At 45.3% G+C, this 15,551-nt stretch carries 13 protein-coding genes; 7 read left to right on the top strand and 6 right to left on the bottom strand.

Annotation, left to right across the window (positions count from 1 at the left end; genetic code table 11):
* Positions 1-89: 89 nt before the first annotated feature.
* Positions 90-983 (bottom strand): DNA-binding transcriptional regulator OxyR, encoded by an 894-nt coding sequence (gene oxyR, locus NX845_RS15120; protein ID WP_076648692.1) that lies wholly within the window; start codon positions 981-983, stop codon positions 90-92.
* On the opposite strand from oxyR, the gene NX845_RS15115 reads away from it, so the two are divergent.
* The 3 genes from NX845_RS15115 to NX845_RS15105 all read left to right on the top strand — a co-directional run bounded on the left by NX845_RS15115 (position 982) and on the right by NX845_RS15105 (position 3,725).
* Positions 982-1,161, top strand: a complete 180-nt coding sequence (locus tag NX845_RS15115) for a hypothetical protein (RefSeq protein WP_017080197.1) — start codon at positions 982-984, stop codon at positions 1,159-1,161. The genes oxyR and NX845_RS15115 overlap by 2 nt on opposite strands.
* Positions 1,162-1,204: 43 nt before the next feature.
* Positions 1,205-1,933 (top strand): glutathione peroxidase, encoded by a 729-nt coding sequence (locus NX845_RS15110; protein ID WP_004729672.1) that lies wholly within the window; start codon positions 1,205-1,207, stop codon positions 1,931-1,933.
* Positions 1,934-2,258: 325 nt separating this feature from the next.
* On the top strand, positions 2,259-3,725 hold the full coding sequence (locus NX845_RS15105; protein WP_017088972.1) for a dihydrolipoyl dehydrogenase: 1,467 nt from the start codon (positions 2,259-2,261) through the stop codon (positions 3,723-3,725).
* 329 nt (positions 3,726-4,054) lie between these two features.
* On the opposite strand, the gene NX845_RS15100 is transcribed toward NX845_RS15105, so the two are convergent.
* Entirely contained in the window at positions 4,055-4,402 is a 348-nt protein-coding gene (locus NX845_RS15100) for a RidA family protein (RefSeq protein ID WP_004729674.1), read from the bottom strand.
* 87 nt (positions 4,403-4,489) lie between these two features.
* Here NX845_RS15100 and NX845_RS15095 point away from each other — a divergent pair, with 87 nt between their 5' ends.
* Positions 4,490-4,738, top strand: coding sequence for a DUF3624 domain-containing protein (locus tag NX845_RS15095; protein WP_029235154.1), 249 nt, complete (start codon positions 4,490-4,492; stop codon positions 4,736-4,738).
* Between the two features lie 261 nt (positions 4,739-4,999).
* On the opposite strand, the gene argH is transcribed toward NX845_RS15095, so the two are convergent.
* The 4 genes from argH to argC all read right to left on the bottom strand — a co-directional run bounded on the left by argH (position 5,000) and on the right by argC (position 10,352).
* Positions 5,000-6,874: an argininosuccinate lyase gene (argH, locus tag NX845_RS15090; protein ID WP_004729676.1), complete on the bottom strand. Its 1,875-nt coding sequence runs from the start codon at positions 6,872-6,874 to the stop codon at positions 5,000-5,002.
* A gap of 347 nt (positions 6,875-7,221) precedes the next feature.
* Positions 7,222-8,433, bottom strand: a complete 1,212-nt coding sequence (locus NX845_RS15085) for an argininosuccinate synthase (protein WP_009848894.1) — start codon at positions 8,431-8,433, stop codon at positions 7,222-7,224.
* A 113-nt stretch (positions 8,434-8,546) separates the two neighbouring features.
* Positions 8,547-9,335, bottom strand: coding sequence for an acetylglutamate kinase (argB, locus tag NX845_RS15080; RefSeq protein ID WP_017080193.1), 789 nt, complete (start codon positions 9,333-9,335; stop codon positions 8,547-8,549).
* Positions 9,336-9,347: 12 nt separating this feature from the next.
* Positions 9,348-10,352: an N-acetyl-gamma-glutamyl-phosphate reductase gene (gene argC, locus NX845_RS15075; RefSeq protein WP_017077605.1), complete on the bottom strand. Its 1,005-nt coding sequence runs from the start codon at positions 10,350-10,352 to the stop codon at positions 9,348-9,350.
* A gap of 153 nt (positions 10,353-10,505) precedes the next feature.
* Here argC and argE point away from each other — a divergent pair, with 153 nt between their 5' ends.
* The 3 genes from argE (at position 10,506) to NX845_RS15060 (ending at position 15,443) form a co-directional block, all read left to right on the top strand.
* The gene (gene argE, locus NX845_RS15070; RefSeq protein ID WP_260256967.1) at positions 10,506-11,642 is read left to right on the top strand and encodes an acetylornithine deacetylase; all 1,137 of its coding nucleotides are present in this window, start codon (positions 10,506-10,508) and stop codon (positions 11,640-11,642) included.
* 251 nt (positions 11,643-11,893) lie between these two features.
* Positions 11,894-14,530, top strand: a complete 2,637-nt coding sequence (gene ppc, locus NX845_RS15065) for a phosphoenolpyruvate carboxylase (RefSeq protein ID WP_017077604.1) — start codon at positions 11,894-11,896, stop codon at positions 14,528-14,530.
* A 373-nt stretch (positions 14,531-14,903) separates the two neighbouring features.
* The gene (locus NX845_RS15060) at positions 14,904-15,443 is read left to right on the top strand and encodes a PadR family transcriptional regulator (protein WP_004729682.1); all 540 of its coding nucleotides are present in this window, start codon (positions 14,904-14,906) and stop codon (positions 15,441-15,443) included.
* Positions 15,444-15,551 lie beyond the last annotated feature (108 nt).

Genomic DNA, 15,551 nt, shown 5'->3' with positions numbered 1-15,551 from the left:
AGATGAACCAACAAAAAAGGGTTGATATGAATTCATATCAACCCTTTTTTATATCTACATCTGAACGAACTCCGCTCTAAACTCGAGTGCTAAACCGTTTTTTCCAATTGAGTTCGGATAGCCTCAGCCAGTTGCTCAAAACGCCCCTTTAGCGGAGAGCCCGGTCGATAAGCAACAACAATGCGACGTGAAGGTGTTGGATTCACCGCTGGCACGTAACACACGCCATCTTTCTGCTTTTCCTTTGGAACCGATAACTGAGGTAACAAGGTAATGCCCGCCCCTGCCGCTACCATGTTACGCAGCGTTTCTAAGCTGGTCGCTTTAAAGCGCTCATCATCTTTTGCACCCGCAGCAAAACAGAAGCCCAAAGCTTGATCTCGTAAGCAGTGACCATCACCCAGCGCAAGTACGGTTTGTCCATTTAATTGCAGCATATCGACAGCGTCCTGCTGTGCCCATTCATGATCACACGGTACGGCAACGCTTAATGGTTCGTCATAGACATCAATCTCTTTGAACGCCGCCGTTTCATCTACCGCAGCCAGCACCAAGCAATCAAGTTTGCCATCTTCTAACTGGCTCACTAACTGATGTGTCTGCGCTTCGTGTAGGTAAAGCTCAAGATCGGGGAAACTCTCTTTTAGATAAGGAATGATCTTAGGCAAAATGTACGGGCCAACGGTCGGGATAAAACCAATATGCATCGGCCCCGTCATCGCTTCACCGTGTCCACTTGCCATATCTTTAAAAGTCTTTACCTCGTTGAGAATGCGCTTGGCTTGCTCAACAAGTTGTAAACCTGATTCTGTAAATATTACCTTCCTTGGGCTACGCTCGGTTAACTGAAGTCCAATTTCATCTTCCAGTTTGCGTATCTGACCGCTCAATGTCGGCTGACTTACAAAGCACGCTTCTGCTGCTTTTCGAAAATGTTTGTGCTCAGCGAGCGCCACCAAGTATTCAAAGTCACGAATGTTCATGCTCAGTCTCTTACCTCAGGTTTTAATAAGAACAAGGGTTTTAATCGAAACATTTAAAAGAAAAATGCTCTTGATAGAATTTACCTATCAAAACCATAACATCAAACGATTAGAGCTATCAAAGGATTTATCTAATAATGGGCTCAACGAAACGAAACAGAGCAAAGAAAAACGTTAAGCTCTGATAGAACAAAATTAAAATACTATTTAAGGAAATCAATATGTTTGCATCTAAAGAAGGTCAATCAATCCCTCAAGTAACATTCCCAACTCGCCAAGGTGATGCATGGGTTAACGTAACGACGGAAGAGCTATTCAAAGACAAGACAGTTATCGTATTCAGCCTACCAGGTGCGTTTACACCAACATGTTCTTCAAGCCACCTACCTCGTTACAACGAGCTGCACTCTGTATTCAAAGAAAACGGCGTTGATGACATCCTTTGTGTTTCTGTAAACGACACGTTCGTAATGAACGCATGGAAAGCAGACCAAGAAGCTGAAAAAATCACATTCATCCCAGATGGCAACGGCGACTTCACAGACGGCATGGGTATGCTAGTTGAGAAAAACGACATCGGCTTTGGCAAACGTTCATGGCGCTACAGCATGCTGGTTAAAAACGGCGTGGTAGAAAAAATGTTCATCGAAGAAGACGTACCAGGCGACCCGTTCAAGGTTTCTGATGCTGATACTATGCTTAACTACCTTGCTCCTGAACACAAAGAGCAAGAGTCAATCACAGTATTCACTAAGCCAGGCTGTCCTTTCTGTATGAAAGCGAAACAGAACCTAATCGACAAAGGTCTAAACTACGAAGAAGTGGTTCTAGGTAAAGACGCAACAACAGTAAGTCTACGTGCAATCTCTGGTCGCACTACCGTTCCTCAAGTATTCATCGGTGGCAAACACATCGGTGGTAGCGAAGAACTAGAAACTTTCCTAGGTTAATCACTTAGTCGCTAATAAACGCTTAGCAATTAAATAACCTAAGTAATTAAATAGCTTAGTAATACCAGCTAACCCACCCTCTTGTGGGTTAGCTATTCCAAACCACTCTTATCTGAGCTTTGGAAAAAGATACAGCTTCTGACTCGCCAACTTTTAACTAACCTATAGTTAGTAACAAGAAGCAGTGAGTAACAAAAAGCTGAATCACAAGCTAAACCTAATAAAACAGAATCACAAAACTGAACCGCAATCCTGACTCTCAACAAAATCACCAGAGTTGGAGGGGTTCGTTCACACTAAATTTAGCCATTGCGAGAAAATTATTATGAAACAAGTCAATGTAGATGTAGCAGTTATCGGGGGCGGTACGGCAGGTCTAGGTTCTTACCGCGCTGCAAAAGCACACACTGACAGTGTCGTGATGATTGAAGGCGGCCCTTACGGTACAACCTGTGCTCGTGTTGGTTGTATGCCATCTAAACTGCTTATTGCAGCTGCAGAAAGTGTACATCACATCGAGAAAGCTCCGGCTTTTGGCGTTCACCCACAAGGTGATATCGTGATTAACGGCCGTGAAGTGATGGACCGAGTGAAATTTGAACGTGACCGTTTTGTTGGTTTTGTTTTAGAAGGTGTTGATGAAATCCCAGAGCAAGACAAGATCTCTGGCTACGCAAAGTTCTTAGACGACAACACGCTACAAATCGATGACCACACGGTTGTCACCGCTAAGCGTATTGTTATCGCGACCGGCTCTCGCCCTGCATACCCTGCAGTTTGGAATGAACTTGGTGACCGCCTAATCATTAACGATGACGTGTTCAGCTGGGATGATTTACCAGAGTCGGTTGCGGTATTTGGCCCGGGCGTTATTGGCCTAGAGCTTGGTCAGTCACTGCATCGCTTAGGTGTGAAGACCAAACTGTTCGGTTTGGGTGGTCAAGTGGGTCCAGTAACCGACCCAGAGATCATGGCGTATGCAGATAAAGCCTTCAATGAAGAGTTCTACCTTGATGCTGATGTGAAAATTGAAAGCATGAAGCGCATTACCACAGAATCAGGTGAAGATCGCGTCGAAATCCAGTTCATCAATAAGCAAGGTGAACTAGAAACTAACATCGTTGAGTATGTGCTGGCAGCAACAGGCCGTCGTCCTAACACTGATAAGCTTGGCCTAGAGAATACCTCTCTAGAGCTTGATGAACGTGGTGTGCCAATCGCCGACCACTACACGCTACAAACATCGCTACCATCAGTCTTTATTGCTGGTGACGCAAGTAACCAACTGCCTCTGCTACATGAAGCAGCTGACCAAGCACGTATTGCGGGTGATAATGCAGGTCGCTTCCCTGAGATTCGCGCAGGCTTACGCCGCTCTAAAATCTCTGCGGTATTCTCTGACCCACAAATCGCGATGGTTGGCGAAACATACAAAGAGATCATAACCCGCTTAGGCACATGTGGTTGTTTCGCAACCGGTGAAGTGTCTTTCGAGAACCAAGGTCGTTCACGAGTGATGCTTCGCAACAAAGGTATTCTGCACGTATACGGCGAGCAAGGTACAGGCCGTTTCCTTGGTGCTGAGATGATGGGACCAAACGCAGAACATTTGGCTCACTTACTCGCATGGGCACACCAGAAAAAGATGACGGTTTCTGAAATGTTGGATATGCCATTTTACCACCCAGTAATTGAAGAAGGTGTACGAACAGCGCTACGTGACCTCAATGCGAAACTGCATCTTGGTCCAGAGATGGTGAAACACTGTCTAGATTGTGGCCCTGGTTGTTAATCTCAGGTCGTTGCAAAACTAGCAGTTTGCTCTATTAACAGAAACTAGATACTAAAAAGGAAAGCCATTGGCTTTCCTTTTTGTTTTTGGCAACGAGCAAATAACAGATTCCCGATTACGCTCCTTCGTCGCTTTCGGGAATGACGTAACTTTTAACGCACATCTGAGCCGAAGCCAATCAGTGTGATGGTAGTTTTAAAAACGCATCTAAGCTGAAGCAGACCAAAGTGACGCATCAGCTAAACCAAAACTTAACCGTCATTCCAGAACCGAGGGACGAGGTATCTGGAATCTCTTGAAGCCATTGCTTGTCGCTAAAGGCTTAGCGATTACTTCTCAGCAGCAATCACAGAGATCTCAACAAGCAGCGCTTCGCGAGCCATGTCGCCCGTCACACATGCGCGAGCTGGAGCGTGACCTTCTGGAACCCATGCATCCCAAACTGCATTCATTTCTTGGAAGTCTTTCATGTCTTTCAAGTAAATCGTTGCTGACAGCATGTGTTCTTTGTCGCTACCCGCTTGCTCAAGTAGGGCTTCCACTTTATCCAGCATCGTTTGTGTTTGCTCAGTGATGTCTTTGGTTGCATCAGCACACACTTGGCCACATAGGTAGATAGTGCCGTTGTGTTTAACAATACGGCTCATGCGTTGTTTGGTTTCTTGGCGCTCAATCATCGACTTTCTCTCTCTGTGTCACCGTGATCCAATATCTTGTGACGTGTTATTATCAAGGCAACAAGCATAACGCGAATCAAACCCAAGATGACATGCATTCATTGCAATAAAAGTGAAAAAATCCGTAACAAACTCGGCCGCTGCCAGCGCTGCATGAATCAGCTGATGGTGTTGTCGATTTTAAGTTGGGGAGCATGGTGGTTGTTTTTCAAAGAAGACCCAAAAACCATCAATGCCATCGCTTTGATGATGGCCGCTTTCGCATTCAGTGGCTTGCTGTCGTTACATTGGATAATGAAGTTTGTCGTGCTGCCTTTAAGGAACAAAAAGCGTTAACAGAGAGACGTTGCTAGATAAGTGATAAAGACTAGATAAGCGATAAAGGCTAGATGCCAAATTAAATGACCCGACTTAGCAAGCCATCATCATTTCCCAAACAGCAGATAGAAAAAAGCCCCAGAACCAATCGATTCTAGGGCTTTCTTAGAAAATTCTAAGAAAAAGCAGTGGTACTTTAATAGACCGGACTTTTCTTAATTTGTTCCCAAAAAAGATCAATTTTTTGATCTTTTTTTTAGGGACTATAAAATCAATGCTTTATGCAACATTAACCTTAGCGATGATCTGCTCTACCAAGTTCACTTCCAAGGCCACTTCATCACACGCGTGTTGACGAGGACACTGGTCACAATCTTTCAGCACCTTCTCAGGTAGCAGAGATTTTGATGTCGGTAAGAAGTCATGCTTCATAAAGAACTCTGGAGTACGAGTCAGTACAAACACCTTCTTAATGGCCATTTGTCGTGCTTTATCAACCAAGTGCTGCACAATCGCTGTACCCTGCCCTTGACCTTGCCACCCAGCCTCAACACCGAGCGAGCGAATTTCCGCTAAACCAGAATCATACACATAGAGTGATGCACAACCTGTCACCTCACCATGATGTTCTGCGACAGCAAACGAGCCAATATCACGCACCAGTTCATTACGAGAACGAGGTAGGTTTTCACCCATGTTCGCCCAGTAGGCCACCATGCCTTCCAACGCTTCAATATCCGTCAGACGAGCAGGACGAACCTTCACGATGGAAGTGTCACGCTGTGATAAACGCTTCTCAGCTTGGTCAACCGCGTAAGCCACTTGCTGTGGTGATACACCGCCTAGCGCGCTACGTTTTTCAAGACACGATTCAATGGTCAGGATGTCATACACATCCTCTTCAATCACCTCAGAGAACTCTTTCATCTCTGCGATGGTTAACTCTTCTAATGCACAGCCTTTAGCAATCGCCGCCACTACCGTCACACCAACAATATGGTGAGCTTCACGGAAAGGAATGCCTTTCGCTACTAGGTAATCAGCCAGTTCGGTTGAGTTCGCGTAGCCTTGTTTCGCTGCTTCAAGTGTACGTTCGCCGTTCACTTTAATGCCGTCAAAACAAAGAGCAGCCATTTCCATACAATCATTCCAAGTGTCTAAAGCGTCGAACAGACCTTCTTTATCTTCTTGCATATCTTTGTTGTACGCCAAAGGCAGGGCTTTCACTGTCATCATCATTGCGGCTAATGAACCATAAACACGGCCAGTTTTGCCACGGATAAGTTCGAGCGCATCAGGGTTTTTCTTCTGTGGCATCAGAGATGAACCTGACGTCACGGTATCCGCTAACTCGATGAAGTTCGATTCACCTGAGTTGTAGAAAATCATATCTTCTGCAAGACGTGAAAGGTGAAGCATTGAAATAGAAGCGATCGACATCAGCTCCATCACATGATCACGGTCAGAAACTGAATCTAGAGAGTTGCGCGTTGCACGACGGAAACCTAAGTTGTGAGCTAACTCTTCACGGTCCATCGGGTAAGCAGTTCCTGCAAGGGCACCAGAACCCAGCGGACATGTATCTAGACGCTTAATCGCATCATTCAAACGAGAATAATCACGCTCAAGCATTTCAACGTAAGCCAAGCACCAGTGAGCAAAAGTTACCGGCTGAGCACGTTGCAAGTGAGTGTAGCCAGGAAGCACGGTTTCTTGATGCTGAGAAGCAACATTCACCATTTGGCTTTGCAGGCGATCAAGCGCGAGTAGCAGTTGGTTACCTTGTTGACGACACCATAGTTTAAGGTCGGTCGCCACTTGGTCATTACGAGAACGGCCAGTGTGAAGTTTTTTGCCCAAATCACCGACTTTACCGATAAGTTGTTGCTCAACCCAGCTGTGAATATCTTCTGCATCAGAACGTAAGATCTGTTCAGGGTCTTCCATCACTTCGAGTTTTAGCTCGTTCAGTGCAAGCTCTAGTCTTTGCTGCTCTTCTTCTGTTAGAACGTTGACCGATTGTAGAGCCTTTGACCAGGCAATAGAGCCCACAATGTCTTGCTCAGCCAATCGGTAATCAAAACGAAGAGAATCGTTAAAATCTTTGAACCGGGTGTCTGCTGCTTGGGTAAATCTACCGCCCCATAATGCCATTGTGTATCTCCTAATTGCACAGTGCTCACTGTTTTTTGCAAATGATAATTCTGATTAAGATTCAGTATTTTTCTGATGGTTTAAACTTACGGCAATTCAAAATGAAAATAAAGTATTAATTCATTATTTTCACATATTTATTCACCAAGAACTCAATCCGTTGATTATTTTCAGCGTGGAGCGCGAATTATATGCCATTCGACAGTAAAAACCGAAGCTGATTTATTAAACAAACAGAAAGCAAAAAGCCCACTCACTAATCAATAGTAAATGGGCTTTGCATAATGATGTCTGTTTACTGGCCTTCAACCTTCGCTAAAGGCTAGCTCACTAACTCATTGTTCGGATTACTTTTGGCTATTCAGAGCACGGATACGGCTTGATAGCGAGTAAAGACGGATAAAACCTTCAGCGTGGCTTTGGTCGTAAACTTCATCTTCGCCAAAGGTTGCAAACTCTTCTGAGTACAGGCTGTTGTCAGAACGCTTCTGAGTCACGGTTGCATGGCCTTTGTAAAGTTTGATAACCACTTCACCATTCACGTCTTGTGCTAGCTCATCTGTTGCTGCAAGAATTGACTTACATAGCGGAGTGAACCAACGGCCGTCATATACAAGGTGAGAAGCCTTAACACCCAGCTCTTCACGGAATTCGAATGCCGCTTTATCAAGAACCAATTGCTCGACTGCACGTAGTGCTTCCATCATGATTGTGCCACCTGGAGTTTCGTAACAACCACGAGACTTCATACCAACAAGACGGTTCTCTACGATATCGATACGACCAACACCGTGTTTAGCACCCTTCTCGTTTAGGTAAACCAGCGCGTTGTATGGCGTCATTGTTTCGCCATCAACCGCAACCACTTCACCTTTTTCAACTTTAAGCGTCACTGTTTCAGATTCGTTTGGCGCTTGCTCTGGGTCTACAGTCCAAGCCCAGCAATCTTCATCAGGTGCGTTCCATGTGTTTTCTAGAACACCACCTTCTGTAGAGATATGCCATGCGTTTGCATCACGCGAGTAAATCTTGGTAAGAGAAGCCGTACAAGGGATGTTACGCTCAGCTAGGTAGTCTAGACACTCTTCACGGCTCACTAGATCCCATTCACGCCAAGGTGCAATTACGTGTAGGTCTGGTGCTAGTGCAGCAAATGCACCTTCAAAACGAACTTGGTCATTACCCTTACCTGTACAACCGTGACATAGAGCGTCTGCACCTACTTTACGTGCAACTTCAACCTGTGCTTTCGCAATGATTGGACGAGCCATTGATGTACCTAGAAGGTATTTACCTTCGTAGTAAGCGCCAGTTTTTAGCGTTGGGTAGATGTAATCTGCCACCATCTCTTCTTTAAGGTCAGCGATGTAACACTCAGACGCACCAGAAGCTTTTGCTTTCTCTTCGATTCCAATCAGCTCTTCATCGCCTTGGCCTACATCAGCAACAAATGCGATAACTTCGCAGTCATAGTTCTCTTTCAACCATGGGATGATTACTGATGTGTCTAGACCGCCAGAGTAGGCTACTACAACTTTCTTTACGTTAACTTTGCTCATTTTCTTTCTCCTAGTTTCCATACTGCACATGGCGGTCAGCGTTGGAAATCACTTTAATAATTATATGTTTAATCTGTTTATCTAAATTCTTTAGTAGTAACTCGTAGTGAGGTCTACTGAGGTAAAAACTGTGTTCCTATGCTCTTACCTGCAAAAAGTTGTGTCAGCTTGTCTGGGTATCGCCAGGTTGCAACTTCAATTGGTCGTCCTAGGTCATTAGCCGCTTCTAGTGCAGCTTGTACTTTCACGATCATGCCATCGGTAATCACTTTACCTTTAATAAGGTCATCGGCTTGTTGCTGATTAAGGCTTGGAATCAGGTGGCCTTTACCATCCAATACACCACTGACATCAGAAAGCAGTACCAGTTCAGCATCAAGCGCGCCAGCTACAGCTACAGCAGCTTGGTCTGCATTGACGTTCATCAGTTGGCCTTGCTCAGTCAAACCAATCGAGCTAATGATTGGCAGTGCGCCAGCATTAAGAATCGCTTGCAGGACGGTGGAGTCGCCCGGCTCCGCTTTACCTACCGCACCCAATTCAGGGTTCAGCTCGCTGACTTTACATAAACCACCATCAGCTAGGCTCAAACCAACGGCGTTGATGCCGTCTTTAATCGCCTGACCTTGAAGCAATTTGTTGGCTGTGCCCGCTAGCGCACCAGCGATCACAGGAATCTGATCATAAGGAGTAACACGTAGCCCTTCTTTCTTAACCGTTTCAAGGTTCAACTTATTCATCAAATCATCAACAAGGTAACCACCGCCGTGAACAATCACGATTGGTCGTTGTGCCTGTTGTTGGTAAGCAGAGATAGCACCAAATAACTTGCTAAGTGTTTCACCACAAGATAGCGCAGCGCCACCTAACTTTATGATTAATGGTTGATTATTAAGGCTCATATCTAGATTTCCTTACACTAACGCAGTTAATGGTGCAAAACCATAACGTAAATTTAAACACTGCATCGCTTGACTAGATGCACCCTTTAATAAGTTATCAATCGCTGAAACAACGATGATGTGCTGACCTTGTACCTTCCAGCCTAAATCGCAGAAAGGTGTTTGTTCTACATCTTGAATTCTTGGCAATGTCTCTTCGAGTAATCTCACGGCTGGTTTACCTTGATAAGCTTGCTCGAAGGCCTCTTGTATCTGTTGTTCTGTCACACCGTCAGCCAGTTTCATGGTAATGGTCGCTAAAATGCCACGCTTAAAGTTGCCTAGGTGCGGGGTGAAAATCACATCACATCCTAGATGTGCAGCCATTTCAGGTTGATGACGGTGGTTGAATACACCATAAGCTTGCAGGCTTACTTCGCAGAAGCTGTTGACCATACTCGCCTTGCGGCCTGCTCCAGTGACACCACTGGTCGCGTTAATCACCGGCCATTGATTCTCATCCAGTAGCTTCGCTTCAACCAAAGGCTTAATCGCCAGTTGTGATGCCGTTGGGTAACAACCCGCGACGGCGACAAGTTGAGCCTCTTTGATTTCTTGTTCGTTCCATTCAGCTAAACCGTAAGCCGCTTTGTCTAGCCATTGTTCGTGTTGATGTTCAAAACCGTAAAACTCTTGATAGAAGTTTTCGCCTTTAACTCTGAATGCACCCGATAGGTCGAACACTTGGCAATCGTTCTCAAGGAAGATTGGCGCTAGGTCGTGACTTACCTCGTGTGCAGTGGCTAAGAAAATCACATCAGACTGTTTAGCCACTTCTTCCGGATTTGTTAAAGGTTGCACTGGCATATCAATCAGGCCAGCTAACTTACCGTGCAGTGCCGCGATAGGTTTGCCCGCGTCTACACTATTGGCTGAGACATATAAACCTGATAGCGTGAGCTCAGGGTGTCTGTTTATCATTAGAGCCAGTTCTGCTCCTGTGTAGCCGCTTGCGCCAATGATCGTGGTTTTCAACATCTCAACACATCCATTCTTGAGGTAAGTTACATTTCAAATTTGACTATTCATACTTAATTTTTAGCTTTATTTGATTTCTTATGCATTAAATATGATTTAATATGTGTTTTACCGACTTATGGTTTTCCTGTCAATAGTAGAAGTGAAGTTATTATGCAATTACCGAGTTTTCTTGAGGTCTATAAAGGCCTAATTTCCACCGACTCCATTAGCTCAACCGATCCAAGCTGGGATCATGGCAACGAGAAAGTGATCGAAAAAATGGCTCAATGGTTTAAAGACGTAGGCTTTAGTGTTGAGGTGGTAGAGGTCGAACCCGGCAAGCATAATATGGTCGCAAAGATGGGTTCTGGCGAAGGGGGCTTACTGCTTGCAGGACACAGCGATACGGTGCCATTCGATGAAGGACGTTGGAATTTCGATCCTCACGCACTAACAGAACACAACAACCGCTTCTACGGATTAGGCACCGCCGATATGAAAGGCTTTTTCGCTTTCGTTTATGAAGCTGCGAAGAAGATGGATTGGAGCAAACAGACCAAGCCGCTTTATGTATTAGCAACCTGTGATGAAGAAACCACTATGTTGGGTGCGCGTCACTTCACTGAGAATGCGCCATTTAAACCGGACTACTGCATCATTGGTGAGCCAACCAGCCTCGTGCCGATTCGTGGTCATAAAGGTCATGTCGCCAACGCAGTACGAGTAACCGGTAAATCAGGCCACTCTTCTGATCCAGCATTAGGCGTCAACGCCATTGAGATCATGCATGAAGTGCTGTTTGCTTTAATGCAGCTGCGTGACAAGCTAGTCAAAGAGTACCATCACCCAGGTTTTGCAATTCCAAGCCCTACTCTAAATCTTGGGCATATTCACGGAGGAGATAGCGCTAACCGTATCTGTGGCTGCTGTGAACTACACTATGACGTTCGTCCTTTGCCCGGTATTAGCTTAGATGGCTTAGATAACATGCTGCGCAGCGCACTTAAAGAAGTGGAAGCAAAATGGCCGGGCAGAATTGAAATTACTCCCCTGCATGAGCCAATCCCAGGCTATGAGTGCCAGCACGACCATCCATTTGTCGGTGGCATGGAATCAGTTTGTGAGATTGAATCGCAAACCGTGAACTACTGTACTGAAGCACCTTTCCTTCAAGAGTTATGTCCAACCTTGGTGTTAGGTCCAGGCTCAATTGACCAAGCTCACCAACCGGATGAGTTCTTAAGCTTCGATTTTATTGACCCAACAATTGATGTTCTGAGTAAATCGATCCGTAAATATTGTTTTTAGTTATTACTTCCCTTCCAATATTTTCGTATATGAGCCACCCAAAAAGGTGGCTTTTATTCTGTTATCCCTGACACAGCCTGATCTTGTAATTAAATTTCACTTTTTCTCTAAGTTTTGAAAAATTTACTTCTCCCGCATTTTTAAACCTAATAATTGCAAACTTAGAATGCTTTATTTGACTAGATACAGCACTTTTCGCTAGATTGTGTACTTAACAAGGAACAATGGATGTAATTTTTTTACGAGGCAGGATGACAATGAACGAGAAATACGCCGCTCTCAAGAGTAACGTAAGCATGCTGGGACGCTTGCTAGGTAACACAATCCAAGATGCACATGGTGACGTTATCTTAGAGAAAGTGGAGACTATCCGTAAACTTTCCAAATCCGCCCGCGCAGGCAACAAAGCTGACCGTGACAGCCTAGTTGAAGAAATCAAAAACCTGCCGAACGAACAACTCACTCCTGTTGCTCGTGCATTTAACCAATTTCTCAACCTCACCAACATGGCAGAGCAATACCACACCATCTCTCGCCACTGTGAGGAGCATGTTTGTGAACCAGACGTGCTGCAATCTCTATTTTCTAAACTAAATCAAAATGACATCAGCAAGCTAGACGCGGCTCAAGCCGTTCGCGACCTGAACATTGAACTCGTTTTGACCGCTCACCCAACAGAAATCACTCGTCGAACCATGATCAACAAGCTGGTTAAGATCAACGAGTGTCTGTCTAAATTAGAATTAAGCGACCTATCACACAAAGAACGCGTGAAAACCGAACGTCGCCTAGAGCAGCTTATCGCTCAAGGTTGGCACTCTGATGTGATTCGTCAGCAACGCCCGACACCACTTGATGAAGCTAAGTGGGGCTTTGCGGTTGTAGAAAACTCGCTTTGGGAAGCCGTGCCTGATTTCCTACGTGATATGGATGGCCGACTAAAAGGTTACCTTGGTGAAGGCCTACCAATCGATGCACGCCCAGTTCACTTCTCATCTTGGATGGGTGGCGACCGCGATGGTAACCCATTCGTAACGCACACCATCACCAAAGAAGTACTGCGCCTATCTCGCTGGAAAGCCGCTGATCTGTACCTAGGTGACGTGAACGAGCTGATTACTGAACTGTCGATGACGAAGTGTAATGATGCCGTTCGTGAATTGGCTGGCGATGAGCACGAGGCTTACCGTGCAATCCTTAAGAGCTTACGCACTCTGCTGAACAACACGCTAGAAGTGCTTGATGCAAAACTGCATGATGCTGAAGTACCGAAGAAAGAAACACTGCAGAACATCGACCAACTTTGGACACCACTTTACGCGTGTTACCAATCGCTGCACGAATGTGGCATGGGCGTAATCGCGGATGGTTCTCTGCTTGATACCCTACGTCGCCTAAAAGCATTCGGTGTGCATTTAGTTCGTCTCGATGTTCGTCAAGAAAGTACACGTCACTCAGATGTCCTATCTGAACTGACTCGCTACCTAGGCATTGGCGATTACGACCAGTGGAGCGAGCAAGACAAGATTGCTTTCTTAACCAATGAATTAAGCTCAAAACGCCCACTGCTACCACGCGATTGGGAACCTTCTGAACAGGTCAAAGAGGTTTTAGACACCTGTAAAGTGGTTGCTGCTCAACCTCGTGAAGCCTTCGGTGCTTACGTAATTTCTATGGCTCGTACAGCATCGGATGTGCTGGCTGTTCACTTGCTGCTGCAAGAATGTGGTTGCCCGTACCGCATGGACGTATGTCCATTGTTCGAAACGCTGGACGACTTGAACAACTCAGAAGCAGTAATGAAACAGCTAATGAGCATCGATTTGTACCGTGGCTTTATCCAGAACCACCAAATGGTGATGATCGGATATTCTGACTCAGCAAAAGATGCTGGCGTAATGTCTGCAGGTTGGGCGCAATACGACGCAATGGACAAGCTGGTTAAGGTTTGTGAAGAAGAAGGCATTGAACTGACTCTATTCCACGGTCGTGGTGGTACGGTTGGTCGTGGTGGTGCTCCAGCGCACGCAGCCCTACTTTCTCAACCACCTAAGAGCTTGAAAGGCGGCTTACGTGTAACAGAGCAAGGCGAAATGATCCGCTTTAAACTTGGCTTGCCAGATGTTGCCGTAAACAGTTTCAACCTATACGCAAGTGCGATTCTAGAAGCGAACCTTCTACCGCCACCTGAACCAAAGCAAGAGTGGCGCGACCTAATGGAAGTGCTTTCTCAAGTTTCTTGTGAGGCTTACCGCAACGTAGTTCGTGGCGAAGAGAAATTTGTACCTTACTTCCGTCAAGCGACACCTGAGCTAGAGCTCGGCAAACTGCCACTCGGTTCTCGCCCAGCGAAACGTAACCCGAACGGTGGCGTAGAAAGCCTACGTGCGATTCCATGGATCTTCTCTTGGAGCCAAAACCGTTTGGTACTTCCAGCATGGTTAGGTGCAGGTGAAGCAATCCAATACTCCGTAGATCAAGGCCATCAAGCGCTACTTGAAGAGATGTGTCGCGAATGGCCATTCTTTTCTACTCGTCTAGGTATGCTGGAAATGGTTTACTCGAAGTGCAACATGGAAATTGCGAAGTACTACGACCAACGCCTTGTTGATAAAGAACTGCTGCCGTTAGGTGAGTTACTGCGTGAACAGCTACAAAAAGACATCAAAGCGGTACTAAATGTAGAGAACAACGAGAACCTGATGCAGAGTGACCCTTGGGGACTTGAGTCAATTCGTCTACGTAACATCTATGTTGAGCCACTAAACATGCTTCAAGCGGAACTGCTTTACCGTACTCGTAAGTGTGAAACACCACCAGCAGAGCTAGAAGAAGCACTAATGGTGACGATTGCAGGTATTGCAGCAGGTATGCGAAATACTGGTTAATTAGTGATTCCTACTATAACTTAATCAGCATTTACATCTACAAAAAGAACAAAAGGTCGCCATGTGCGGCCTTTTTATTTCACCAGATAACCACTAGTAAGTATTTTGTCAGTTTTTTGGGTTATTTTGTCCATGTATTCTACTTTATGCTTATTATTTAGATATACTACTGCTCCGCTGCGGAAACACTCCAAAAAAATAATCTGCAGCAACTTGACCTATAAACTGGTCAACCTAGGTGATAAACGGCTTTGTAAGGTGACATAACCAACCGCCGAGTTGGTGCTACTTAGACATAACCAATATAACGTGCCATTAGAAGCACACTTGTTGTCTAAGTATTTGTTTACTGTTTACCATTTGGATTTCAGACATGTCATTACCACACGTAATTCTAACCGTTTTAAGTACACGCGATGCTACTGGTTACGATATCACAAAAGAATTCTCTTCAAGCATTGGTTACTTCTGGAAAGCTAGCCACCAACAAGTTTACCGCGAGCTAAATAAAATGGCTCAGAACGACCAGGTAACTTGCGTGCTTGAGCCTCAAGAAGGCAAACCTGATCGTAAAGTTTACTCTATCACTGACGCAGGCCGTGGCGCGCTAGGTGAATGGTTTGAACAACCAACTGCACACCCAACCGTTCGTGACGAGTTCTCAGCTAAGCTAATGGCTTGTGCTGTACAGCCTGCTGACGCTTACCGTGTACAACTTGCTGAGCTAGTTGAAGAGTCTCGCAAACTGGTTTCTCACTACAAAGAAATCGAAGCGGCTTACTACGCAACGCCATCTACACTAGACAAGCAAGCACGCCTAGAGCGTTTAACGCTTCGTCGTAACCTACTTATCCGTGAAGCATGGATTGTATGGGCGGACGAAGTACTGCTTGAACTTGGTGCTCTTGCTTAAGTTAAGCTAGAAAAGCAAAAGGCTTGAACTCTTAGAGTCCAAGCCTTTTTTGTATCTATCGGATTTGAGATTTACAGCAAATAGCGCTTTAACAAGGCTGAAGCTTAA

It is taken from the genome of Vibrio sp. NC2 (assembly GCF_025195005.1).
In the GTDB taxonomy this organism is placed as follows: Bacteria; Pseudomonadota; Gammaproteobacteria; order Enterobacterales; family Vibrionaceae; genus Vibrio; species Vibrio splendidus.
This window is presented reverse-complemented; position numbering and strand designations above follow the sequence as displayed.